Origin of the sequence: Xanthomonas sp. NCPPB 3569 (assembly GCF_041475645.2) — a bacterium.
Lineage (GTDB): Bacteria > Pseudomonadota > Gammaproteobacteria > Xanthomonadales > Xanthomonadaceae > Xanthomonas > Xanthomonas phaseoli.
Genome location: NZ_CM192969.1, coordinates 4,101,983 through 4,126,503 on the forward strand (window position 1 = coordinate 4,101,983; position 24,521 = coordinate 4,126,503).

The following is a 24,521-nucleotide window of genomic DNA, read 5'->3' on the forward strand; positions in this document are numbered from 1 at the left end:
CTCACTCTTCGAGTGCGGCGCGGCGTTCGTTTTCCGAATGCTTGCTGATGCCATGCGTGGTCTTCTCCCAATAGAACGGATTGTGGATCAGCTGCCAGAGACCCTTGTAGGCGGCAATCGATTGCAACGCCCAGTAGAACGGCACCGTCAGTGCGTACGGCGCCAGCTTGAAGTAGTCGCGCTTGAATGCCGCAACCAGCGTGATGTAGATGAAGAACGCATTGGCCAGCAGCAGATTGACCAGCGAGACCGCCGCCAGCCACGGTGGGAAGAATCGCTCGAACATCGTGGTGCCGGTCAGTGCCCACGCCGCGTACAACGCCCAGAGCACCGGCACACCCAATGCGGTGAAAAAGCCGCCGCCGATGAAGAACTGAAACCCCCAAAATCCCTTGAAGCCGGTACTGCGATACAGATGCACCGGGTCGCGCATATGCACCAGCCAGGTCTGCATGTAGCCCTTGAGCCAGCGCGAACGCTGCCGGATCCAGTTGGGGATGCTGACGTTGGCTTCTTCGAAGGTGGTGGAATTGACGACGTTGACGCGATACCCGTTCTGGATCAGCCGCACGCCCAGATCGGCGTCTTCGGTGACGTTGTACGGGTCCCAGGCGCGCACCTTGCGCAGCACGTCCAGACGGAAGTGATTGGAGGTGCCACCCAACGGAATCGGAATACGCAGGTATTCCAGCGCCGGCAGGTAGAAGTCGAACCAGAGCGTGTACTCCAGCGTGAACATCCGCGTCAGCCAGTTCTCGTCGGCGTTGTAGTAGTTCAGCCGCGCCTGGATGCACACCACATCCTTCTCGGCCTTGCGGAATGCCGCCACCACGCGCTTGAGCTGGTCCGGCTCGGGCTTGTCTTCGGCGTCGTAGATGGTGAGCAGCTGTCCACGCGCAAAGTGCAGCGCGTAGTTGCAGGCCTTGGGCTTGGTCTTGGGCTGGGACGGCGGCACCCGGATGATTTCGAAGAACGCTTCCAGGCCGAGTTTCTTGGCCGCTTCGATGGTGTCCAGGTCGTCCGCTTCCAGCACCAGCTTGACGTCCAGCTTGCTGATCGGGTAATCCAGCTTGCGCAGCGCGTTGGCCAGGATCGGCAGGACTTCCGGCTCCTTGTACATCGGCACCAGCACGGTATAGACCGGCAGGTCGTCGTCGCGCAGCGCGGCCACTTCGTCTTCGGTGACCTTGATGTCGATGCGATGGCGCGAGCCGAACCACACCAGCAGCAACTTCAGCCCGAAGGTGGCCAGAAAGCCCAGCGCCACCAGCACGTTGACGGCAATCAAGGCCGGCACCGGGAACACCACCAAGGTCACCAGCATCACCGCCGCCAGCGCCCACAATGCGAACTTCTGCCCGCGCGTGATGACCTGGCGTGCCGAATACGTCGGCGCATGCGCCGCCAGCAGGTTCAACGCGTTGTCGGTGAGCTGCTCGTCGGCGTAGCGCTGCAGGCTCCAGATGATGTCGAACTTGGCGGTCCCGACAAAGCGCACGTCGTCGCCGTAATGGGCACGTGCCCAGGCGAACAAGGCCGGATCCGGATCGGCCACCGCCAGCACCAGCACGCCGCCCTCGCGCCGCCACGGCAACACCAGCCGTTGCGCATAGCTATCCAGATCGCCGGGGGTGAGCAGCGCAGGATCCGGCGGCTGCTGCACCAGATCGATGAATTGCAGCCCGAAGTGCGCGGCAACGATGGCGTAGAACCGCTGCGCCGGCACGCCACGCTGGGCCAGGATCACATCGCCAAGGCGCGAATTCCAGCGTTGCTGCAACGCCAGCGCCGAGCGCAGCTGTTCATCGGTGATGACGCCTGCCGACACCAGCGCACGACCCAGCAGACCGCGTTCGCGGCCGATGTCCGGTGCTCGTCCCAGCGCGTCCGTTTCGCAGGTGACCGTCATGTGCAGCCCCTTAGAAACGCCACCAGGCGGCCACGAATGGCCCGCCTGCGGCACCGGTATTGCGGCCCATCACCGGCTGCTGATACCCCAGCTGCCATTGGCTGCCACCTGGCGCGGTGTACAGCGTGGACAACTGCACCTTGGTGAGGTCGTAGTTGGTGCCGGTGGCGACGAAGCCAACCCCGCCACCGCTACCGACAACATCGAAGTTGCCACGCCCGTTGCCCAACCCCTGGATGACGTTGAGTTCGCCCAACAGCAACCAACTCGGGGTCAGACTCAAACCTGTGGACGCGTCCACCCGCAGTTCGTCGGACGCCGCGCTTCCGCGCAGGCGGACCGCGCCACCCAGATCGACGTAGCCGTTGCGGCCGCCCAACGTGTAACCGCGGCCACGGCTGTAGCGCAGCTCAAGGCCATAGTCGCCCAGGCCAAGCGCAGGGTCGGAATTGGCGGAAGGATTGTTCGGGTGGTAGGTCTTGCTGCGCCCATACGCGGGGATGCTCACCAAGGCTTGCACGGCACTGCGCCAGACATCGTTCTGCGCGCTCGGCAACGCATAGCGCACGCCGATTTCCTGATCGGCAAAACCGGTCGTCGTGGTTTGCTGACGGCCGTTGACAGCATCGTGGTTGCTGAAACCCACGTCGTTGAAATAGAAGTTGCCGATGAAGCTGAGCTTGTCGGTCAGACCATGCTCGACATAGACATTGAGTTGGTCCTGACGGCTGCGGCCGTTGCCGTCGAACTGCTGGCCGTCGCCGAAGGTCGTGCGATGGTGGCCGTCGTCGAACCAGCCACGGCCATCGCTATGCAGCGCCTTGACGATCACCAGGGTGTCGCCCTGCGGCTGGGTCCACGCACCGGCCAATGCGGTGCCCGGCAACGCGGCAAGCACACCACTCAGGGCAAGCGCCGATGCCAGGACCGACAGCGCACGCGGATGGGTTGGACTGGGATGACACAACGAGGCAACCGAACTGGACTGCAGCGGGGTAGCGCACGACCGACGCACCCGCCTTTGCGGGTCGTTCTGAAAAGACATTGCACGATTCCTGATGGGGGACCCGGGAGGGACAGGAAGCTGGGGTTGATCACACTTCGGGGCGAAACGTACCACAGTTGCGGCCGGCGACCCATCACCGATTTATCACAAATTTAACGCGATCCAGATCATTTGCTCTGCAACAAACGCGGCACCTGGGCAACTGCGTGGATCCAGATCGCAAGCCATACGCCAAGCCGCGTCGGCAGCCCGCGTCGATCAGCCTCGAATTTACGAAAATAGCGCCACAACCCGCGATGTTTGTGCCACTCCACGAAGAACGGCCGCGCGCGGCTGGAGACCCCGCGCACGTGCAACACCTGCAGATCATTGGCCACCGCCACCAGGGCACCGGCCTGGCGGGCGCGCCGGCACAGGTCCAGGTCTTCAGCATGCAGCCGGTAACTGCCGTCCCAGCCATCCAGCCGGTCGAACAGGCTGCGCTGCATCAGCATCAACGCCCCGGAAATGGCATCCACCGGCTGCAAGGCCTGTGACGGATCGGCCGGCATCGCCAGATTGGCGGCGACACGCGGCGCGCGCAGCATCGCGGCGAAGTCCGGGTCGCGGCGGCGCACGGCCGCATCCGGGCGCCCCTGCTCATCCACCTGCTCCACCCCCAGCAGCACCGCCGGATGCCCCGCTGCCCGGTCGTGCAGCTTCAGCAAGGTATCGCGCGCGACCATCAGGTCCGGGTTGATGAAGACCAGCCAGGGGGCCTGCGAATCGCGCGCGCCCTGGTTGCAGGCAGTCGCAAAACCGGGGTTGTCGGGATTGGCGATGAAATGCAGCCGCGCATCAGCCAGGGCATGACGCTGCACCACTTCCAGGGTGTCGTCGCTGGAAGCGTTGTCGACCACCCGGATCTCGCTGATGCCCTCGGCCGCGCGCAATCGCGACAGGCACGCATCGATGGTGCTGCTGCTTTCATAGGTGACGACGACGGCGGCGATCTGGACGGGAGTCATCCGGCCATTATCCGGTGCCGGAGCAGCGCAGCGCCATCTTGGGTTGGCCGATGCGCGCGGCGCGACAGCCGCTGCCGCGGCCGCATTGCCTCGCGTCCGGACCCGGTTGGCACTGCGCCACGCTACCGCTTGCACGCAGTGCCCGGCGCGAGCGCGCCTTGCAGCATGGCGCCCCATCGCCGCAAGGCGCATACTGCGCGCCCGGAGCCGCACGCGGTCTCCGTTGCCACACTTTGTTCGACCGGTAAACTGACTGCGCAGCCAGGCAAGCGCGGGCAGCACTCGATGCATGTACCAGGTGTACATCCACATCGCAGCGCGTCGCCCGCATGCACCTGATCGCCAGCCGGGTTGCAGGTTGCTTTTGGTGCACTCCCACACCTGATTGTTGAGATGACGGTTAGCGACCTTGCGGTTTCGCGCTGCCTTTTCATTGCCTGCATCGCCGCGACCTGATGGCCGATGCGATGCGACAACGGCCCGGCAGCGCCGTTCTTGTTCTTGACGGCGCGCGCGCCGCGTCCGCAGCTTTACTCCTGATCACTTGGTCTATACCACTCTCCGACGTCGCAAGGCTGCCGCGTCTGTCGGCAGGCGGGCCATGAACGTGCCGCATCAGGTGCATGGCATGAGCCTGGAACTGGCATTGCCCGACTGGCCAGTCCTGACCAACGATGAAATCCATCGCGTGCTGCAGCGGTTTGCGGCGGTGGGCCACCTCCGCGAGGTGCGCTGGCATAGCGCGCGACCGTTCTCGGCAGCGGCCTGCGTGGAGACTGCAAGTGGCCCAGTCATCGTCAAACGCCACCACTGCAGTGTGCGCAGCGTGGCCGCACTGCGCGAGGAACACAGCTTCATGGCCCATCTGCGCTGGGCAGGTGTGCCGGTGGTGGAGGTGCTGCACGACGCCCAGGGCCGCACTGCGCTGGCGCACGCGGATTGGGTGTACGAAGTGCAGCGGGTCGGTGCGGGCCACGACCTCTACCGCGATGCATTGTCGTGGACACCGTTCAACGACGTTGCGCATGCGCGGGCGGCCGGCGCTGCGTTGGCGCAACTGCATCGCGCGGCCCAGGGCTTCGATGCGCCGGCACGCTCCACCAGCGTCCTGGTCGCCAATCTGCGATTGTTTGCGCAGGCAGACCCGCTACAGGCATTGCACGATGCCTTGCCAACGCGGCCGCACCTGGCAGCAGCCCTGCAGGACCGCCCGTGGCCAGACGACCTGGCCACCCACCTGCTGCCCTGGCATGCGCAGGCGTGGCCGCTGCTGTCGGCGCCCGGCGCGCTGCCGCCGCTGTGGACGCACGGCGACTGGCATGCGTCCAACCTGCTGTGGGACACCAACGACGGAGCGACCCGCGTCAGCGCCATCTTCGATTTCGGATTGAGCGATTGCAGCAGCGCGCTATTCGATCTGGCCACCGCGATCGAACGCAACCTCATTCCCTGGTTGCGGCTGGACACCGGCGCACGCGCGCAGGCCGAGCTCGACCAGCTCGACGCGCTGCTGGAAGGCTACGCGCAGCATCGGCCACTGGACGCAAACCAGGTGCGCCGCCTGGCCGCACTGCTGCCGATCGTGCATGCCGACTTCGCCTTGAGCGAAATGGAATATTTCGCCGGCATCACCCGTTCGCCCGCCAATGCCGACATCGCCTATCACCGCTATCTGCTCGGCCACGCGGACTGGTTCGCCAGCGCCGATGGTCAGCAGCTGCTCGCACATCTGCACGCACGTGCGCGCCGGCTGCCGTGAGCACCTTCCCTTCCCTGTCGAGTCTTGCCCAATGTCCGTTGCCCTCCCCCTGTTCTCCCGCTGCCCGCTCGCGCTTGCACTGGCATTGTGCTGCGCTCCTGCACTGGCGCAGCAACAAGCCGGCACCGATGCGGTCGAACTGGACGCGGTCAACGTGCGTGGCGAGCGCGTGGAAACCGGCACGGCATTGAGCGGATTTGGCGCCACCCGGCTGCTGGACGCCCCCGCCTCGATCGCGGTCATCGATCGTGCGCAATTGCTCGATCGTCAGGCGCGCGTCCTCAGTGAGGTATTGCGCGCCGATGCCTCTGCCGGCGATGCGTATGCGCCGATCGGCTATTACGAAAACTTCGTGGTGCGCGGCTATTCGCTCAATGCCGCCAACAGCTACCGCATCAACGGCATGAGCGCGGTGGGCGAACAATCGATCGCCCTGGAAAACAAACAGCAGGTGCAACTGCTCAAGGGCCTGGCCGGGCTGCAATCGGGCGTCAACGAACCGGCCGGGCTGATCGACTACCGCACCAAGCGGCCCGAGCACGTGCGCAGCGTGACCCTGGGCACCGACGAACAAGGCTCGCGCTATGTCGCCGCCGACCTGGGCGACTGGTTCGGTGCCAAACGCACGCTGGGGTTACGCGTCAACGCCGCACGCGAAGATATCGACAGCTATGTCGATCACGCCGACGGCTACCGCAATTTCCTGTCGTTGGCCGGCGACTGGAAGATCACCCCGCAGGCGCTGCTGCAGCTGGACGTGGAGTATCAGCACCGGCAACAGCGCTCGGTGCCGGGCTATCAACTGCTGGGCGGCACGCAGGTACCGCGCGATATCGATGTGCACCGCCTGCTCGGCTACCAGCCCTGGGCACGGCCGGTGGAAATGGATTCGCTCAACGCGCAGCTGCGGTACGCCTACCAGTTCAACGACGACTGGCGCACCACCGCCGAAGCATCGCGCAGCCGCTCGAAGATCAACGATTTCTCTGCATTCGCCTGGGGCTGTTATGGCGCGGCAAGTTGCGCCGACATCGCCACGCCGAACGTCTTCAGCGCGCAGGGCGAGTACGACATCTACGATTACCGCAGCCCCGACGACACCCGCGTGCACGATCAGCTGCGTGCCACGCTCGAAGGCCATGTCGCCACCGGCGCACTGGAGCATCGCCTGAGCATCGGCGGCGAATGGCTGCGCCGCACCGTCGATCGTTTTGGTTCGGTCAACGAATTCGTCGGCAGTGGCAGTATCGATCGCGACCCGGAGGTCTTTGCGCAGACCGATGTTGCGCTGGATCCCAAGCAGCGCCGTCTGGACAGCCGTCAGCGTGCGCTGGTCATGGCCGACCGGATCGGCCTGGGTGCGCAGTGGGAACTGTCGCTTGGTGCGCGCTACGTGCAACTGGACGAACGCAGCTTCGATCGCGACGGCCTGCTGGAACGCCGCACGCGCAAAGACACGGTGGTGCCGCAGGCGGCGCTGTTGTTCAAGCCACAGCAGAACATGTCGCTGTATGCCAGCTACGCCAAGAGCCTGGCGGCCGGTGGCACGGCGCCGTGGTTTGCCGATAACGCCGACGCGATCCTGCCGCCCACCAATGCCTACCAGCTGGAAACCGGCGCAAAGATCGACCTGCAGGGCCTGCGCCTGGGCGCGGCCCTGTTCGACATCCGCCAGGCTTATCAGTTCACCCAACCGCAGGCCGATGGCGGTCTGCTCTATGTGCAGCAGGGCCGCCTGCACAACCGCGGCCTGGAGCTGTCTGCCGACGGCGCAGCGACCCGGCAGCTGCGCCTGTTCGCCAGCGTCGCGGCCATCCGCGCGCGCGCAGAGGACACCGACATTGCCGAGTACGAAGGCCATCAGGCGATCAACGTGCCCAAGCTGCGCGCCAGCGTGCAGGCCGACTACAGCGTGCCCGGTATCGATGGTCTGGCACTGCTGGCCGGCGTGCAATACAGCGGGCGCAAGTTTGCCGACCGTCTCGGCAACGCCAGCGTGCCGGCCTACAGGGTGGCCAACCTGGGTGCCCGCTACGCCACGGCGTTGGGCGGGCTGGCGACCACCTGGCGCTTGAACGTGGACAACGTGTTCGACAAGCGCTATTGGCGCGATTCCGGCGAATATCAGGGCGATGCGTATCTGTTCCCCGGCGCACCGCGTACCGCACGGCTGACGGTGCAGGTGGACTTCTAGGGTCTGCGGCCCCATGAGTCCTTCGGGCATCTTCCCCCGCAAGCGGGGGAAGGACATCGAAGCGACATCACCGGCAGCTGCGCGCTTTTCAGGCACCGGCTGAAGGCGGCAGCAGCGTCGTCAGCGGTGCGGGCGCTGTCGCGTTTCCATCGCACGCAGACTGGGGGGCATCGCGCAGCATCCCCTAACGGCTGCCACACGATTTCGCACAAGCCGCACGTCTGCCCGCTTTCCACTTTCCATTAGGCAATCCATGTCGTTGCTCGAATCCATCGCCGTCGTGATCAACCTGCTTGGGGTGTGGCTCACCGCGCGGCGCACTCGCTGGTGCTGGCCGGTGGGCATCGTGGCGGTGGCGTTGTATGCGTGGCTGTTCTACCAGTGGAAGCTGTACTCGGACATGCTGCTGCAAGGGGTCTACGTGCTGACCCAGCTCTACGGATGGTGGCATTGGCAACCCGGGACCGTTGCCGACACGCGGATACGGCCACTGCCGATGCCGTCCGCCGAATGCTGGCTTTCGCTGGGCATCGGCACGGCGTTCGCTGCGGCGCTCGGCGCCTATATGCATCACCGCACCGATGCGGTGCTGCCATGGCTGGACGCGGCGCTGGCCAGTTTCAGCCTGGTGGCCAGCGTGTGGGCAGCACGCAAGCGCATCGCCAACTGGGTGTTGTGGATCGTGCTCGACTGCGCCTATGTCGGCGTCTTCATCAGCAAAGGGCTGTACCCCACTGCCGTGCTCTACGCAGGCTTTGTGGCGCTTGCGGTGTACGGCTGGCGCAGCTGGAAAACCCAACAGAACCAGAACCCGGCTGTCGCCCGCTAAGCCGGTCGCGGTTTGCGCGCGCGTTCTTCTTTACCATCGCAACATGCACGCCTCCCACCCCATCACCTCGATCACGCCCTGCGTCTTCCGTCTGCGGTTCGCCGCATGAGCGTGTCGCGCCAACACGCCATCACCGAAGCGATCTCCGCACAAATTGCAGCCGGCGAATGGGGACCGGACCAACGCCTGCCGGTGGAACGCGCATTGGCCGAGCGATTCGCCTGCACCCGCATCACGCTGCGCGAAGCGCTGCAGCAACTGGAAGCCGAAGGCCGCATCTACCGCGAAAACCGCCGCGGCTGGTTCGTCAGCGCGCCGCGCGTGCGCTACGACCCCACCAGCATCGCCGGCTTCATGCAGTACGTGGCGGCGCAAGGACGCAAGCCGCGCACCGAATTATTGAGCGCCACCCGGCAGGTCGCGGGTGCGGCTTACGCCGCGGCATTGCGACTGGACAGCCCATACGACGAGGTGTTCGTCCTGCAACGTCGGCGCTGGATCGACCGCCGCGCCGTGCTGCTGGAAACCAATGTGGTGCTCGCGGCCTGGGCGCCGGGCCTGCTCGAACACGATCTGGCCGGGTCGCTGTCGAGCGTGTTCAACCAGCGGCTGGGACTGTTCCTGAGCCGCGCGCAGCTGTCGATGCATCCGGCCGGGTTGGACGCGACACAGGCGATGTTGCTGCAGTCCACCCCCGGCACGCCGTGTTTCCGGCTGCAGCGGGTCAGCTTTGCCGAAGACGGCCGCGCGGTGGAGCTGGATATCGAATCCTGGCGCCATGACGCCTTGGATGTGGTGGTGCGGACCGAGGCGCCGACGCGGCCTGCTTTTTAGGGCTGGGAATCGGGAATCGGGAATCGGGAATCGGGAATCGTTGAAGAGCGTGCCGCATTGCTGCGTTCGTGATGTGTGCGGCGTTGCTGCCGCCTCGGTGTTATCGACAGCAGAACCGATACGGGGGATGGGTCGTATGGCGTTGTTCGGGATAGAACGCGCAGGTGACGTGCTGCGGCGTGGCACGACTGTCCGCGCGGCGGTTCCGCCCTTCCCTTGATGGCAGGCATCACGGCGTCGATCCGGTAACGCGACACCTGCGATCGCCAGAGGAGCGGGTGCGGCAGCGGAGGAACCTGCGATCGCCAGGTGGGCATGATCGGACGACGAACGCCGTGGCGCATGCGTGATCCATGCGGATTCCGGACGATCACCGCGCCTGTCGGTGGGCAGATCATTTCGGCGGGGCCGTTAGGCCTCGAACAAGGCGCGTTGCAGGTCCGGTGGCGGCAGGTGCGCCAGGAGTCGAGTCAGCTGATCGCGCTGCGCGCGCAACGGGTCGTGCATGAGGAAGTTGGCCAGGCGCGCATGCCAGGCCGGCCAGCGGGTGGCCAGCGCGTCCATATCGCCTTCGGCCGGGCGGCCCTCGTGCGGGGAGGCAACGAAGGCGGTGTCGCACAACACGTTACGCCAGCCCAGCCCGCCCATGCGCAGGCTCAAGTCCACCAGTGCCGCGTACCACGAGCCGTAACTGTTGGCGTCCAGGCCACCGGCCTTGCGCCGCGCCGTTCCGCGCAATAGCACCGCGTGCCCGATCGCCGACGGCAGTTCCGGGTGCAGCGGGGGCATCGCGGCGCAGGCAGCCGCAAGCCGCTCGGGTGCGTCCGGCATGGGGTTGAGTTCGCCCAGCCGCGGCCAGCTGCAGGCTTCGCCCACATTGCTCCATGGCGTGGCAGTGGCGATCGCCGCATCGCGTGCAAAACACGCGGTCAGTTGCCGCAACCATCCGGGCAGCGGGCAGGCATCCAGCCCCAGCACCACCACGTCGGCATCGCCGCAGGCGCCGAGCATTTCGTCCAGATGCGCCACCTCTCCCAGCATGCGCTGGCGGCGGGTGTAGTGCGCCTGCAATTGCGTGCGTGCCAGCCAATGGTCGATCACTGCGCGCCCACGCGGGCCGGCCTGCGCATCATCGGCCAGCCAGACGCGTGTTCCCGCGGGCGTGGCCGCATCCAGTGCGCCCAGACACGCATCCAGCGCCTCGTCGTCGGTGCCCACCGGTATTAAAACAATAGGCTCCATCTACCCTGAGATCGCCCGCATGCTTCTGACTAAATAAAAACCACATTTCAAGAAAGCCTCGGCAATACGCACCGAGACCCTCTCTTCGCAAATAATCACTTTATAGCCTAAATTTCCCGAGTGCAGGTCACTGTCGCGATAACAGTCAAACCCAATGCGGGGTCTTGCCACCACGTATAAGACGTCATAGGACATGTTTTCGACGACAGAGCCGACTGCCCCCAACCGTCTCCATTGTGATAAGCCTTTACCCTTGCCTGGCCTGCGGCAATGTTAATTGCATTAGAAAGTGGTATGCCACTATATTGTTCACTGAAGAACTGACTAAATGGAATTGCACCAGCCCCCGCCACTATGAAAACGTTAGCAGCCACTAAACTTGCGCGAATAAAACGGGAACACTTTTTATTAATCATCTTTTACTCTCCATGTTGATTGACCCCCCCTGCAATTTATTTGTGACCACTCAAAGGCTTCATTGCGTTAAATTTAGCACCATACTCGTCAGTTAAATCACGCGCCTCCTGAGGATTGCGAACTATTGACGGAGTGATAAGCACGATAACTTCTCTACGACTGCTATTTTGTGTCTTGCGTCCGAAAAGAGCGCCTACGACTGGCAATTTACTAAGAAAAGGTATGCCATTACTTCCATCAGAAGTATTGTCGTCTATCAGGCCAGCAAGCATGATGGTATCACCATTCTGAACAGCCGCCTCAGTTTTAACTCTGCGAGTATTGATATCAACATTGCAAGCTGCACTGTTGATCGTTGTGGCTGTTGCAGCTGTGCAAGCAGCTGGTCGCGCCCCAGGCGTACTAACTTCCTGGACAATATCGAGAAATACCATGCCATCCTTGGTTACCCGCGGACGCACCTTCAAAATAACACCGGTATCGATGTATTGCACCGACGAATAGCTGGCATCTGTGCCAAGCCCGGTGTTGATGGATGTGGAATTTATAGGAATTCGCGATCCAACGTTAAGTGTTGCCTCTGCATTATTTCGAACAAAAACAGATGGCGTCTGCAAAAGGCGTAGATTGGTCACCTGATCTAGCGCGCTAATAATCGCAGCAGCATTCTTTCCGAGGAATGTCCAAGCTACTCCATTGTTCGTAATACTTCCCGAAATGTCACCCCATATGCGTCTACCTGCAGCCGAGGGGAGGGCAGGGCCGCCGCTTCCATCTGAATTAAATGGGTTAGTAACCGCATTCTCAAAGTACCAATTGACGCCATACTGTAAGTCACCAGTCAACGTCACCTCAGCGATCTGAGCTTCAATATGGACCTGCATCGGCATTACATCAAGCTTTTCAATTACGTCGCGAATAGAGCTCCATGCCTGAGCAGTCGCACGCACTATCAGCGTATTCGTCTCAGCCACGGCCGAGACGCCAACTTTGCCGCCCTCAACATCCAGAGTAACGCTACCGTTTTGATTAGTACTGGGCTGCAGCTGAAGCATGCCACTCCCATTGCTTCCGCCGAAACTTCCTGACGTGCCGGATTGACTGGAACCATCACTCGCGCCACCGATACTTCCGCCAGTGGCTCCGCTACTGCTTCCAAGACTCTCATCTCTATCTGCACTGCCACTGTTATTACCGAGCATATTTACGACACCTCCAGGCACCAGCGAAGGAGAGCCACCACTATTACCACGCCCGCCACCGAACACTTCCGAAAGACGATCGGCCAGATCCTTGGCCTTGATGTACTTCAGCTCGTAGGAGAACAGCCGCACGCCGCCACCGGCACTGTCGATCCGGTCCAGCCACTGCTGGATCTGATCCAGATAACGCGGCTGCGGGGTGATCACCAGCACCGCGTTGGCGTTTTCCAGCGGCATGAAACGGAACATGCCGGCGCTGGGCGTCTTGCTCTGCTCGCCGAAGACCTTTTCCAGATCCGCGCTGACTTTTTCGGCCTTGCCGGACTGGATCGGGAACACGCCCACCGACATGCCCGACAGCCAGTCCACGTCGAAGATCTGCACGGTGCGCAGATAGTTTTCCAGCTCGGCGCGGGTACCGCCCAGGGTGATGACATTGCGCGCCGGGTCGGTGCCGACGATGGCGTTCGGGCGTGCGTAGGGCTCGAGCACCTTCTTCATTTCGCTGGCGGAAATGAACTTCAACGGCACCACGCGCACTTCGAACCCACGTGCGGCCGAGGGCGATGCGGTGCTGGGCGCCACGGTGCCGGCCAGCGCCTGGTCGGCCGGCACGATGTTGTAGCGGCCACCGCTGAACACCATGCGGGCGTTGTTCCAGCCCAGCACCATCTCCAGCAGGTTCAAGGCCTGCGCCGGCGAGACCGGGTTGGGCGTGGCAAGGGTCACGGTGCCCTGTACGCCGGGCGCGATGACGTAGTTCTGTCCCAGCATGTCGCCCAGGATCGCCTTGACCACCGCCTGCACCGACTCGCCTTCGAAGTTGAAGGTGGCGCTGCCGCTGCTGGCCATGCCCAGCGTGGGCGCCGGCGCGGACGCGGCGCCCTGGTTGATCATGGTGCCGCTGCCGCGCCGGATCACCGGACTGGGCTTGGCACTGGCGTTGGCGTTGCCATCGGCAGCCTGCTCGGCGGCAGTCTGGGTGGCGCCGGCAGCCCCGACTTGCGGATCCAGGCGCGCGTTGCGGCGCACGTCCGGCGGCGGAGTGGTGGCGCAACCGGCCAGCAGGCCAATCAGCAGGGACACGGGAAACAGGCGCGGCGTCATGCGTTCACTCATTGGGTCTGACCGGGGGTAGAGCCGCTCTGGCGCTGCTGTTGCAGCTGGCGGCGTCGGGCTTCGATGCGTTCGCGGATGGCACGCATCTGATCGTCGGAGGGGCGTGGGGCTTCCTGTGCGCCATCGCTGCGCTGCGGCGGCACGGTTGGCGGTGCCTGCCCGCCTGGCTGTTGTTGCTGGCCCGGCGCGACAGGTTGCGGTTGCGGCGGCTGCGGCGGGACAAGTGCGGCAGCGTCGAGGGGCGGGACCGGCTGGGCGCCAGTGGCGGCACCCCGTGCGGCGGCATTGGCGGTCGGCGGCTGCCCGCCCTGGCCGTTGAACACGTGCAATTCCAGGGTTTGCGTGCCGCTGGGGCCTTCGACGGTTGCGCTCCGCGGCTGCAGGGCGAGCAGGCGCCAGCCCTTCACCGCTTCGCCGCCCAACTGCACGCGCACCGAATCCTGCGGGTCCAGGGTCAACGTCGCCATCTTGAAGTTGTCGGTCAGCAGCACACCGGTCAGGCGCACTGTCGAGGCAGCGCTGCTGCCGTCGTTGCCGGACAGGAAGAACGGATGCGGCAGGCGGTCTTCGGCAAACGCCGGATGCGCGGCGATTTCCGAATATTTCTCGAATGCGCCCAGGCGCTCCGGCGCCGGTGCCGGCAACGTGGGCAGCCGCTGCACCAGCGCCGGGTCGTCGGGCAGCAGCTCCACGCGCTTGCCCAGGCCGGCGACGGCCAGCACGCACACCAACAGTGCCCAACCGACCACGGTGACCAGCAGCCAGGTGCGCAGGCCGATCATGTCAAGGCGCATTGCTGGCCTCCGCGGCGTTGGGGGCAGCAGGTGCCGCGGCGGCGTTCAGCGGTTCGGCGCTGGCACCGGGGCGCAGATAGCCGGCCAGTTCGAAGGCGATATCCAGGCCATTGCCGCTTTCGTTGGGCGAGAGCTGGTAGCGCTGCGCCATCACGTTGAGGTTGTCCACGAACAGGCGCGGCGTGCCGTTTTCCAGGCTGTACAGCACCGAGGCCAGTTCCGGGGTGCCGCAGCGCAAACGCACCTGCACCGCCACGCGGGTGAAGCGGTTCTTGCTCTCCGGCTGCAACGGCGAGCGATTGCTGATGGCGCAGCTGCGGTTGCCGGGGCTGGCCTCCACCACCGCGCGTTCCAGCCGCTGCACCAGCCCGGCGGAGGCGAGTTCGGCCGAGGTTTCCGGCAGGAAGCCCGGGCGGCTTTCCAGCGTCTGGCGCGCCTGCCGCAGCCGCTTGCTGACTTCCGGCGCCTGCTGCAGTTGCACGCGCACGCGCAGTTCGCGTTCGCGCAGCGCTTGCAGGTCGTCCTGCACCGCGATCATCGGTTGGGTGAACCACGGGTGCACCAGCACCAGGTAGGCCACGCCGATCACCAGCAACAGCAGGCCCAAAGCGATCCAGCGATCGCGCTTAACGCTGCGTGGCATCGGCCGCCTCCTTCGCGTCGGGGCCGGCCAGCTCGGCGGTGATGGTAAAGCGGTCGACATTGCGCCCCGCATCGCTCTGCAGCACCCCGGTCAGCGACGGCGTACGCCACAACGGCGAGCCTTCCAGACGACGCACCAGCGAAGAGGCCTCGTTGCTCAATCCGATCAACTGCAGTTGCCCGCCTTCGACCGAAAATTTTTCCAGATACGTGCCACCAGGCAGGCGCCGGCTCAGTTCGTCCCAGATTTCGACCGAGGTCGGGCGGGTGGCGCGTTGCTGCTGGAAGAACCGCGCGCCTTCGACCAGATCCATCAATTGCTGCCGTTCGGCAGCGACCTTGCGCGCGCGCGCGGCGTTGGCCTGCACCTTGGCGCGCAGATCGTCGGCGGCCTGGCGGCGGTTGTCGAGCAGCAGCCAGCCGGCAACGGCCAGCAGCACCAGCGCAGAGGCGGCCAGCAACAGGTTCCAGCGCTGCATCGGGTCGCTGCGGCGCAGGCGTCGCGCCGGCGGCAGCAGGTTCACCCCCGACGGCAGGCCATTGGCGTCGGTCACGTCGATGCCCGACAGCGCACTGTTCCATGCGTCCGGCACGCCGGCCGGGCCATCGATCATGCGTCGCGGCACCACCACCAGTTCGGCATCGAGCTGGCCGTCTTCGCGCACATCGAGCACGCGTGCATCGAAATACACCTGGTCGGCGGTGAACGGGGTTTGTCGGTCGATCTCGAAACGCGCCACGTCCTGCAGGCGCGCCGCTGCCGCTGCGGGCAGGCGCAATGTCCGGCGCAAGGCGTGCGCGGCCGGCAACAGCCAATGCCGCGGCAGGCCTTCAAGCGCTGTCGGCAGCAAGCCGTTGACTTCCTGCGGATGCACCGGCCACGGCAGGCTGGCGACGGTATCGCAGCTGTGATCGCGCTGGCGCAGCAACTGCAGCGTGTCGCCCTCCTGTTGCAACAACAGGCGTGCCTGCGACAGACCCAACTGCCATTGCCAGCGCTGCGGCAGCCAGGCCAGCAGCGAGTGTTGCCACCAACGCCAGAAGCCTCCGGCTCCCGGCACGGCGCGTACGCCGATACGACCCAAGGTATCCCGCCATGCGGTCATTGCACTGCTGCTCCCTCTTCCCAACGCAACACGGTATAGGCCGACCCTGGTAATGCGGACGCGCTGGTCGACACCACCGCCCGCAACACGGCCTCGCGTCCCTGACTCAGTCGCGCCCGGCTCTCGATACTATAAGTGCCCGAGCCACCGACCGTCGCCTCGCTGCCCGGCAAACCCAGCGGCGCGTCACGCTGGGCCAGCAGTTGCTGCGCGTCCAGCCCCATCGCGGTGAGCACCGGGGCGGGCGCAAACCGCGCTTCAGGCCGCGAACGACCGCTGTACAGCGTGACGTTGGGCAACAGCTTGCGATACAGCTCGCCATCGATGCCCAGCAACAGGCGCAGTTCGCCCAGGGTTTCGAATGGGCTGTCCTTCGCGCCATACGGCAGCCCGGCATCGGCGTAATCGCGATCTTCGGCGCCACCGCCGGGCTGGCTCAATGAATCGCCATCGCGCCAATCGACGATGGCACCGGCGATGCGCCCGGCACTGGCCTGATCGCCGCCCACCGCGCGCACCAGACCGGCGAGCAAGGTGGGCTCGGCCATGTTCAGATCCACCTTGCCGCTTTCATCGGTGATACGAATCTCCACGCTGGCATCGTCCATCTGCCAGCGATAGCGCCGGCCGTCCGGGCGCCAGCGTGCCTGGGTGTCGGCGTCTTGCAAGCGAAACAATGCGTATTCCAGGCCAGAACGCGCGTATTCCTGCGCCTGTGCACCGTTGCGCAGCATGCTGCCCTGCAGCGCTTCCACACGTGCGGTGAGCGCGAACGCACCGATCATCGCGGTGAGCAACGCAATCAACCACAGCACCAGCACCAGCGCGGCACCGCGCGCGCGCGTCATTGCCCTGCCCCCGGGTTGCTGGATTGCGGCAACGCCACCACCATCGGCGGCCATGCGGCATCGTCACTGCGGATGTCGATGCGCACCATGAGCGGCAGGCGGTCGTGCCACTCCCACTGCGGCAGCCACGCGCTCAGGCGTCCGTTTTGCGGATCCATGCCGCGATACCGGAAACTCACCTGCTGCACGCCTTGGGCAAGCAGTTCCGGCGGCAGCGGGCTGCTTTCTTCGATCGGCTTGCCGGACTGCAGCATGGTCAGCGCAATCAGCAGGTTGCGCCGATCGCCATCGCCGGCCACCGACAGGTCGTGCAGATATGGCCCGCCGCGGCCCAGGTAATCGGGCACGTCTGCGGCAAAGCGCAGGCGTTGCGGCTCGCCGATGAACAGGATCGGCTGCTGACTTTGGGTATCGATGCCCATGGCGATCGGCAATGCGGCGGACAGGCGCCGCCGCAGGAATTCTTCCACCGCTCGCACGCGCTCGCTGCGCTGTGCGATCGCTTCGCCGCGCTGACTCACCGCACTGGCCGAGCGCAAGGTGGCAAACGCCAACGCCAACCCACCGACCAGCAACATCGTGGCCAGCAGCACTTCGATCAAGGTGAAGCCGGCGCTGCGCGAACGACTCATGGCGGGCTGCCCTGCGTGTTGGCCGCCACCAGCCGCAACGTGCGCCATTGCAGCATCTGGTTGGGCTGCTCCCCCCAGCGCACCACCAAGGTCACTTGCAGCAGCCGGTGCGCGCCGGGCGACATCGGCGCCTGCGGGTTGCGCCGTGGCTCGTCGTAGGGGCGTACGTCCATCGACCAGCGAAAGTGGCCGTTTTCGAACGTGCCCTGTTGCTGCTCGGGCTCCAGCGGCTTGTCGATGCCCTGCACGGCCAGCAGCGATTGCGCGTGCAAGGTGGCGCGGGTGCTTTCATCGGCCGCGCGCACCTGGCGTGCAGCACCGGACAACGAACCGAGCAACAGGCTCAACGCCAACGCCAGCAACGCGAAGGCGACGATCACTTCGATCAGGGTGTAACCGCGCTGATGCCTCATGGCGCCGGCGTCCGCAATGGGCCCGAACGCACCTCGCCGGTGATCCAGCCCACATCCACGCGCCACCTGGCGTCCTTGACCTGCAGGTCGATGCGCCCGCCGCTGGAAGCGCCATCCGGAAAGAACTGGATCGCGCCCTGGTCCTGCCGCGATTGCACCTGGCGCGCGCCGGTGAAGCGCACTTCCAGCGACGGCGGCAGATCGCCGTGATGGCCGCCGGGTGCGTCCCAGCGCCGCTGCTGCGGGTCGATCAGGAACCGCTGCGGCGTGCCGGTGGCGATCGCCTGCGTACGCGTGTAGCGCAGCTGCGCGGCGATCGCCTTGCCGGCGGTGCGCAGGCGCATGCCGTCGATGCCGCCGTTCAATGCCGCGGCGGCAAGCACGCCGGCAATTGCGATCAACGCGATCACCAGCAGCATCTCCAGCAACGAGGTGCCACGCGCGCGCACCCGACCTGGGCCGACCACTCCATGCCGATGACGCAACGGCTGACACGCAACGCGCATGGCGAGCGCTTATTGGTACTTGATGTCCGCGTCGTAACTACTGCCACCGGGCTTGCCGTCCTTGCCCAGGCTGATCAGATCGAACGGCTGACCGTCGCCGGGGGCGCGGTATTCGATGGCGTGGCCCCACGGGTCGTTGAGTTCGGCCGGCTTGGCGTACGGGCCCAGCCAACCGCTGCTGTCGCCGGGCTGGGTGACCAGGTCATCGAGTTTGCTCGGCAACTTGCCGGTGTCGAGCTGGAAATTCTCGATCTTGCCGGCCAGCGTCTGGATCTGCGACTTGGCCAGATTGGCCTTGCCGCGATCGGCACCGCCAAGCACGCGGCTGCCGACCAGCGTGAGCACCGCACCGATCAGCACGATGACGATGATGATTTCCAGCAAGCTCATACCGGCCTGGCCTGCGCGCGACGGACTGCGGGTGATGGAACGCTTGATCATGAACGATTTCCTTGCACGTCGATGAGGGATGCTGCCGCCAACAGATGACACGGCGGGCATTGCAATGGTTCCCGCATGGGTGTCGTGCGGTCACCGAAACGTTGTGATGAATACGCTGCCCGGTAAGCGCGTAGCTGACAAGGCGTTGCGCGCGGTTGGCCATTGGACGCGGCACACGCGCAGGATATGCAGTGTACGAGCGCTCCATGTCGATTCCGGGCACCGGCTGTGTGCGCGCGACGACTGCACCGTTGCACCGAGCTCCGCTCTCAGCCGATTGCATTGGTAAGGTCATACAGCGGGACCAGGACCGAAATGATGACAAGCCCCACCACCGAGGCCAGCACCAGCGTGATGAACGGCACCAGCGCGGCCAATGCGCGGTCGATGGCCTGCGCGGTTTCCAGTTCGAAGGTGTCGGCGGTCTTGAGCAGCATGGTGTCCAGTGCGCCGGACTCTTCGCCCACCTGGATCATCTGCAGCGCCAGCCGCGGAAAGCGCTTGCCGCGTGCCAGCGACATCGACAGGCCATGGCCGTTCTTGACGTCGTCGGCCGCATTGGCGACATCCTCCACCAAGGCCAGATTGGACATCACGTTGCGCGCGATGCCGATCGCCGCCAGCAACGGCACGCCATTGCGCAGCAAGGTGCCCAGGGTGCGCGTCAGGCGCGCGGTTTCCAACCGGGCAATCAAGCTGCCGACCACCTTCTGGCGCAGCAGCCATTGATCCAGCGATGCACGGAATGCGGCATTGCGACGCTTGCGATCCAGCCACAGCCCCAGCACGCCCGGTACCACGACCAGCACGATCCACCAGTCGCGCACCAGCAGGCCCACGCTCAACACCGCCTGGGTGAACCATGGCAGCGCCACATCCAGGCTTTCGTACATCTGCGCAAATTGCGGCACCACATAACCGAGCAGGAACAGTAACGCACAGCCCACCACCGCCAGCAGGATCGCCGGGTAGATCAGCGCGTTGATCACCTTGCCCCTGAGCGCGCGGCTGCGCTCCAGGTAATCGGCCAGCCGCTGCAGCGTGTCCTGCATGCTGCCGCCGGCTTCGCCCGCACGCACCATGTTGATGTACAGCTTGGAAAACAGCCCGTGCTGGCGCTCGAGTGCGGACGACAACGGCGCACCGCCGCGCACGGTATCGCGCACATCGCCGATCACCCGCCGGCTCTTTTCGTCTTCGGGCAGATCCATCAGGATCGACAGTGCGCGGTCCAGCGGCTGCCCAGCACCGATCAGCGTGGCCAATTGCTGGGTGAATTGCACCAGCGCCGCATTGTCGAACGGCTTCTCGCGCAACAGCATGCGCAGCGACGGCGAATCGTTTTCGCCGGTGGCCAGGCGCGTTTCCACCGGCAGATGGCCCTGTTCCTGCAGACGCAACGCCACCTCGGCATCGCTGGCCGCTTCCATCTGGCCGTCGAGCATTTCGCCGTGAGCGTCGAGGGCTTTGTAGCGGTAGAGAGGCATCAGGCTGGGGGGCCGGGATTGGGGAATCGGGATTCGGGATTCGGCAAAAGCAAAATGCCGCGCTGCGTTAGCGTGGCCGGGCGCACAAATGCGCGCGCGCAACGTCGTGCGATGCCGTTGCTGCGGCTAACTTTCGCTTCTGAGCATCCCATGCCCATTGCCGCCCCATTGATGCTCACGCATCCTCCGTGACGCGCAGGACTTCTTCGATGGTGGTTTCGCCGCGCAGGGCCTTGGACAGCCCATCCTCGTACATGGTGCGCATGCCGGCCTGGCGTGCGAGTTGTTCGATTTCGCCCATGCCGGCGCGCCGCATCACCGCGCGGCGCAGTTCGTCGTTCATCACCAGGAATTCGACGATGGTGGTGCGGCCCAGGTAGCCGGTAGGTGCGGTGGCCGAGGGGCGCGGGCGATACAGGAAGATCTCGCCCTCCGGTTGCAGGCGGCGCAGGTCGAACCTGGCGATTTCTTCCGGCGAGGCGGCGTAGCGCTCGGCGTTGGCCAGGTCGAGTTTGCGTACCAGGCGCTGCGCCAGGATGCCGTTGATGGTGGAGGTGAGCAGATAATCCTCCACGCCCATGTCCAGCAGACGGGTGATGCCGCCGGCCGCGTTGTTGGTATGCAGCGTGGACAGCACTAGGTGGCCGGTGAGCGCTGACTGGATCGCGATGCGTGCGGTTTCCAGGTCGCGCATTTCGCCGATCATGATGATGTCCGGATCCTGACGCACGATGCTGCGCAACGCGTTGGCGAAATCCAGCCCGATCTGCGGCTTGGCCTGGATCTGGTTGATGCCTTCGATCTGGTATTCCACCGGGTCTTCGACGGTGATGATTTTCACATCGGAGGTGTTGAGCTGGCTCAACGCGGTGTACAGCGTGGTGGTCTTGCCCGAGCCGGTGGGGCCGGTCACCAGCATGATGCCGTGCGGTTGCTCCAGCACCTTGCGGAATTGCGGCAAGAAGTCTTCGGTAAAGCCCAGCTTGTAGAAGTCGAACACCACCGTTTCGCGATCGAGCAGGCGCATCACCACGCTTTCGCCATGCGCGGTGGGCACGGTGCTGACGCGCAGATCCAGCTCCTTGCCCTGCACGCGCAGCATGATGCGGCCATCCTGCGGCAGCCGGCGCTCGGCGATGTTGAGCTTGGCCATGATCTTGATGCGGCTGATCACCGCGGCGGTGAGCTTGGCCGGCGGGCTTTCGCCTTCCACCAGCACGCCGTCCACGCGGTACCGCACCTTGAGCCGGCTTTCGAACGGTTCGATATGGATGTCGGAGGCGCGCAGCTCCACCGCGTGCTGGATCACCAGGTTCACCAGCCGGATCACCGGTGCTTCGGAGGCCAGATCGCGCAGCGCTTCGATGTCGTCGCTGCTGTTGGCATCGCCATCGGCGGTTTCCACGATGGTGCCCATCGCACTGCGGCCCTGGCCGTACCAGCGCTCGATCAGGTCATCGATTTCCGAACGCAGGCCCACCTGCAACAGCAACGTGCAGCCGGTAGCAAGACGCACCGCATCGATGGCGTAATCGTCGTAAGGATCGGCGATCCACAGCTCCAGCCGGCCATCGCGTTCGCCGACCGGGCACAGGTGAAATTGTTTGAGAAAGCGCAGCGACAGCCCCTGCACTTCCGGCAGCATTTCCGGCGGCGTGTCGCCAAGCTGGCGTGCGTCCACCAACGACAAGCCAAGGACGTCGGCGCAGGTTTCTGCATGATCGCGTTCGGACACCAGACCCAAACGGCCGAGCAAGGCGAGCAAGCCCATGCCGGATTCGGCCTGCAACTGGCGCGCGCGCAGCAGATCGGTATCTTTCAGACGACGGCGTTCAAGCAGCGCATCGACGATGCGCGCCTCCGCACTTCGATGCTCGATTGGATCGACGGCAACCGCGTTCACACTCGTCTCCACTGGTCCGGCGCCGACTGTAGCAGTTTGCCGCGACGATCAACCGCGCGCATCTGAATCGCCCTGGAAAACAATGCCCCCGGCGATTGGCCGGGGGCATCGGTCACACTATTTCGCTACTTACTGTCGTGCAACGAGCGTCAGCTTCGCGTAGCTCGCCGCACCGACCAACTTGATGTAGTAAGTGCCGGCCTTGGGGGCAGTGAAACGCACGGTTTCGCTGTTGCCAGGACGGGTGGACTTGGCATCGTAGCTGGTCGCGCTGGGCTCGGCCTCGAAGCTGACGTACATCGACACATCGCCGGTGCCGCCGTAGGTCATGAAGCTGAGCACGGCGCCGGCCTTGGCGTCGAAGCTGTACAGCGTGGAGCTGCCGGCGGCACCGCTCAAACCAGCAACAGGCGCCTTGTTGGTGAGCGCGATGGCGCTCGGCGCGCAGCTCTCGGTGGCCGGGTCGCAAGGCTCCTCCAGCACCGCTTCCAGCGCGGCCTTGGCGTCGACGATGCCGCTGCCGATCGGGGTGCTGGCCGGCGGGGTCACCGGGAAGGGGCGGCTGGTCTGCTTGAGCAGCGCTTCGACCGCAGCCGGGGTCAGCGGGCCCTCGCCCAGACCGATGGCCGCGCTCTGCACCAGCGCCACGACGCCGGCGACGTGCGGCGAGGCCATGGAGGTGCCGCCTAGACCCATATAGGTATAGCTACCCGAGGTCGGCGTGGTCGCACCGGTGTATCCGGCCTGCCAGACGTAACCGCCCGGATTGCCGTCCACGCTACCGCCGCCGCCCGGGCCAGAGAGGTCGACCTTGCTGCCGTAGTTGGAGTAGTAGGCGATGCCGCCGGTGATGCGCGTGGCGCCAACGGTGATGGTGTTGTTGCAGCTGGCCGGCGAATGGTTGGACGCATCTTCGCTGCTGTTGCCGGCGGCAACCACCACGGTGGTGCCGCGCGACACCGCGCCGTTGATCGCCAGCTGGGTGGCAGAATCGCAGGGTTCGCCGCCACCGAGGCTCATGTTGATCACTTCGGCCGGATTGGTGTTGGTCGGCACGCCGTCAACGCTGCCGCCGGAGGCCCACACGATCGCATCGGCGATGTCGGAGGTGTAACCGCCGCAACGGCCGAGCACGCGCACCGGCAGGATGGTCGCCTTCGGTGCGACGCCCGCCATGCCCACGCCGTTATTGGTCGCCTCGGCCACGGTGCCCGAAACATGGGTGCCGTGCCAGGAACTTTCCTGCGCCTGCGAACCTGCATAGCAGACGTTGTCGGCCTCTTCCCAGTCGCCGTAATCCAGTGCGCCCGGCACGCGCGCATCGGTGGGACGACGCGAGACTTCGGCGTCGGTGATGAAGTCGTAGCCCTGCAGGAGATTGCCGGCAAAATCGGGGTGATCCGGCAGGATGCCGGTATCCAGCACCGCCACCACCACGCCTGCGCCCTGCGACAGATCCCAGGCGCCCGGCGCGTTGATGCCGCCGTTGGGGTTGCTCAGGTGCCACTGGTACTGGGCGTAGAACGGGTCGTTGGGAACCAGCTGCGGGCTCACGTCGGTGGCAGGAACGCTTTTGCTGATGTCGATCGGGCGCAGCATGCGGTCGATCTGCACGTCGGCCACGGAGGGGTCGTTCTTGAGCTCGACCACCACCTTGTCCACCTGCGCGGCGGTCAGCGTGCTGGACAGCTTGATCAGGTCCGAACCGATGCCCAGCTTGCGCACATACGTCGCCTTGGCGGCGGCAGCGCTGCTGCGCGCGCCGGTACTGGCGCCAACGCGGCCCACCGCGGCCTGCACGGCGCTCAGCTTGCTGCTGCGATCGGTTGCAGCGGCGGTGTTGTCCTTGTAGCGCACGATCAACCGGCTACCGAACGCTGCGCCGGCCGGGGCTGCCTGGGTCGGTTCCTTGACCAGCAGTTTGGGGGCGGCAGCGAGCGTGCCAGAGGCACCAAGGGCCATCATCAGGATGGCGCCGGTCAGCGGGTTGAGACGGAAATTCTTGTCGATCACGGTGAAGTCCTCTTCGTATTTTTCGTGAATCAGGCTTGGCGCAGCCGGCGCAATCGCTGCGTCACCGCGGTGCGGTGCGCTGCGTCCTTGTCGGCCACCCCTGGTACGGCCATCATTCCATGCGAATCCGTTGGCCGGCCCAGCCACGGTCCTTGCCCGCCCCCTCAGGCCTTGCAGATCGCGGCGGCGCACCTGGCGCCGCCGCGTTTGATGCGATA

General features: G+C 65.0%; 21 protein-coding genes. 4 read left to right on the top strand and 17 right to left on the bottom strand.

The features are described 5' to 3' along the window. Position 1: 1 nt before the first annotated feature. From ACCQ03_RS17615 to ACCQ03_RS17625, 3 genes are all read right to left on the bottom strand, one after another. Positions 2–1,909, bottom strand: coding sequence for a glycosyltransferase family 2 protein (locus ACCQ03_RS17615; protein ID WP_150146893.1), 1,908 nt, complete (start codon positions 1,907–1,909; stop codon positions 2–4). Between the two features lie 10 nt (positions 1,910–1,919). Then, entirely contained in the window at positions 1,920–2,954 is a 1,035-nt protein-coding gene (locus ACCQ03_RS17620; RefSeq protein WP_057679856.1) for a hypothetical protein, read from the bottom strand. A gap of 128 nt (positions 2,955–3,082) precedes the next feature. Then, positions 3,083–3,922 carry a glycosyltransferase family 2 protein gene (locus tag ACCQ03_RS17625; protein WP_057679857.1) on the bottom strand — a complete coding sequence of 280 codons (840 nt, stop codon included), beginning with the start codon at positions 3,920–3,922 and terminating at the stop codon, positions 3,083–3,085. Between the two features lie 601 nt (positions 3,923–4,523). Between ACCQ03_RS17625 and ACCQ03_RS17630 the strand changes: the two genes are divergently transcribed. The 4 genes from ACCQ03_RS17630 to ACCQ03_RS17645 all read left to right on the top strand — a co-directional run bounded on the left by ACCQ03_RS17630 (position 4,524) and on the right by ACCQ03_RS17645 (position 9,538). Next, positions 4,524–5,681 carry a phosphotransferase enzyme family protein gene (locus ACCQ03_RS17630; RefSeq protein ID WP_057679858.1) on the top strand — a complete coding sequence of 386 codons (1,158 nt, stop codon included), beginning with the start codon at positions 4,524–4,526 and terminating at the stop codon, positions 5,679–5,681. Positions 5,682–5,712: 31 nt separating this feature from the next. Then, complete coding sequence (locus ACCQ03_RS17635; protein WP_209226788.1) at positions 5,713–7,875, top strand: TonB-dependent receptor; 2,163 nt, start codon at positions 5,713–5,715, stop codon at positions 7,873–7,875. Between the two features lie 253 nt (positions 7,876–8,128). After that, positions 8,129–8,704, top strand: a complete 576-nt coding sequence (gene pnuC / locus ACCQ03_RS17640) for a nicotinamide riboside transporter PnuC (RefSeq protein WP_057679365.1) — start codon at positions 8,129–8,131, stop codon at positions 8,702–8,704. A 105-nt stretch (positions 8,705–8,809) separates the two neighbouring features. Then, positions 8,810–9,538 carry a UTRA domain-containing protein gene (locus ACCQ03_RS17645; RefSeq protein WP_057679366.1) on the top strand — a complete coding sequence of 243 codons (729 nt, stop codon included), beginning with the start codon at positions 8,810–8,812 and terminating at the stop codon, positions 9,536–9,538. 411 nt (positions 9,539–9,949) lie between these two features. Here ACCQ03_RS17645 and ACCQ03_RS17650 read toward each other — a convergent pair whose 3' ends face one another. From ACCQ03_RS17650 to ACCQ03_RS17715, 14 genes are all read right to left on the bottom strand, one after another. Then, a complete protein-coding gene (locus ACCQ03_RS17650) occupies positions 9,950–10,780 on the bottom strand; it encodes a glycosyltransferase family 2 protein (RefSeq protein ID WP_057679367.1) in 831 nt (276 codons plus the stop codon). Positions 10,781–10,887: 107 nt separating this feature from the next. Continuing rightward, the gene (locus ACCQ03_RS17655) at positions 10,888–11,196 is read right to left on the bottom strand and encodes a hypothetical protein (RefSeq protein WP_139790958.1); all 309 of its coding nucleotides are present in this window, start codon (positions 11,194–11,196) and stop codon (positions 10,888–10,890) included. Positions 11,197–11,232: 36 nt separating this feature from the next. Then, on the bottom strand, positions 11,233–13,518 hold the full coding sequence (gene gspD / locus ACCQ03_RS17660; RefSeq protein WP_057687040.1) for a type II secretion system secretin GspD: 2,286 nt from the start codon (positions 13,516–13,518) through the stop codon (positions 11,233–11,235). Then, positions 13,515–14,312, bottom strand: a complete 798-nt coding sequence (gene xpsN, locus ACCQ03_RS17665; RefSeq protein ID WP_209226791.1) for a type II secretion system protein XpsN — start codon at positions 14,310–14,312, stop codon at positions 13,515–13,517. Before xpsN ends, gspD begins: the two co-directional genes overlap by 4 nt. Next, on the bottom strand, positions 14,302–14,955 hold the full coding sequence (gene gspM, locus ACCQ03_RS17670; RefSeq protein WP_017158142.1) for a type II secretion system protein GspM: 654 nt from the start codon (positions 14,953–14,955) through the stop codon (positions 14,302–14,304). Before gspM ends, xpsN begins: the two co-directional genes overlap by 11 nt. Next, complete coding sequence (locus ACCQ03_RS17675) at positions 14,939–16,060, bottom strand: PilN domain-containing protein (protein ID WP_057679016.1); 1,122 nt, start codon at positions 16,058–16,060, stop codon at positions 14,939–14,941. Before ACCQ03_RS17675 ends, gspM begins: the two co-directional genes overlap by 17 nt. After that, positions 16,057–16,908, bottom strand: coding sequence for a type II secretion system minor pseudopilin (locus ACCQ03_RS17680; RefSeq protein ID WP_057679017.1), 852 nt, complete (start codon positions 16,906–16,908; stop codon positions 16,057–16,059). The genes ACCQ03_RS17675 and ACCQ03_RS17680 overlap by 4 nt, the downstream gene beginning before the upstream one ends. After that, positions 16,905–17,540, bottom strand: coding sequence for a type II secretion system protein J (locus ACCQ03_RS17685; protein WP_057679018.1), 636 nt, complete (start codon positions 17,538–17,540; stop codon positions 16,905–16,907). The genes ACCQ03_RS17680 and ACCQ03_RS17685 overlap by 4 nt, the downstream gene beginning before the upstream one ends. Then, a complete protein-coding gene (gene xpsI / locus ACCQ03_RS17690) occupies positions 17,537–17,953 on the bottom strand; it encodes a type II secretion system protein XpsI (protein ID WP_039572946.1) in 417 nt (138 codons plus the stop codon). The genes ACCQ03_RS17685 and xpsI overlap by 4 nt, the downstream gene beginning before the upstream one ends. Continuing rightward, positions 17,950–18,459 (bottom strand): type II secretion system protein XpsH, encoded by a 510-nt coding sequence (gene xpsH, locus ACCQ03_RS17695; RefSeq protein WP_057679019.1) that lies wholly within the window; start codon positions 18,457–18,459, stop codon positions 17,950–17,952. The genes xpsI and xpsH overlap by 4 nt, the downstream gene beginning before the upstream one ends. A 9-nt stretch (positions 18,460–18,468) precedes the next feature. After that, a complete protein-coding gene (gene gspG / locus ACCQ03_RS17700) occupies positions 18,469–18,900 on the bottom strand; it encodes a type II secretion system major pseudopilin GspG (RefSeq protein ID WP_003490502.1) in 432 nt (143 codons plus the stop codon). A gap of 269 nt (positions 18,901–19,169) precedes the next feature. Next, positions 19,170–20,387: a type II secretion system protein XpsF gene (gene xpsF, locus ACCQ03_RS17705; RefSeq protein ID WP_057679020.1), complete on the bottom strand. Its 1,218-nt coding sequence runs from the start codon at positions 20,385–20,387 to the stop codon at positions 19,170–19,172. A 175-nt stretch (positions 20,388–20,562) separates the two neighbouring features. After that, positions 20,563–22,290, bottom strand: a complete 1,728-nt coding sequence (gene gspE / locus ACCQ03_RS17710) for a type II secretion system ATPase GspE (protein WP_057679021.1) — start codon at positions 22,288–22,290, stop codon at positions 20,563–20,565. Between the two features lie 129 nt (positions 22,291–22,419). Further along, positions 22,420–24,303: a diffusible signal factor-regulated S8 family serine peptidase gene (locus ACCQ03_RS17715; protein WP_057679022.1), complete on the bottom strand. Its 1,884-nt coding sequence runs from the start codon at positions 24,301–24,303 to the stop codon at positions 22,420–22,422. Between the last annotated feature and the right edge of the window lie 218 nt (positions 24,304–24,521).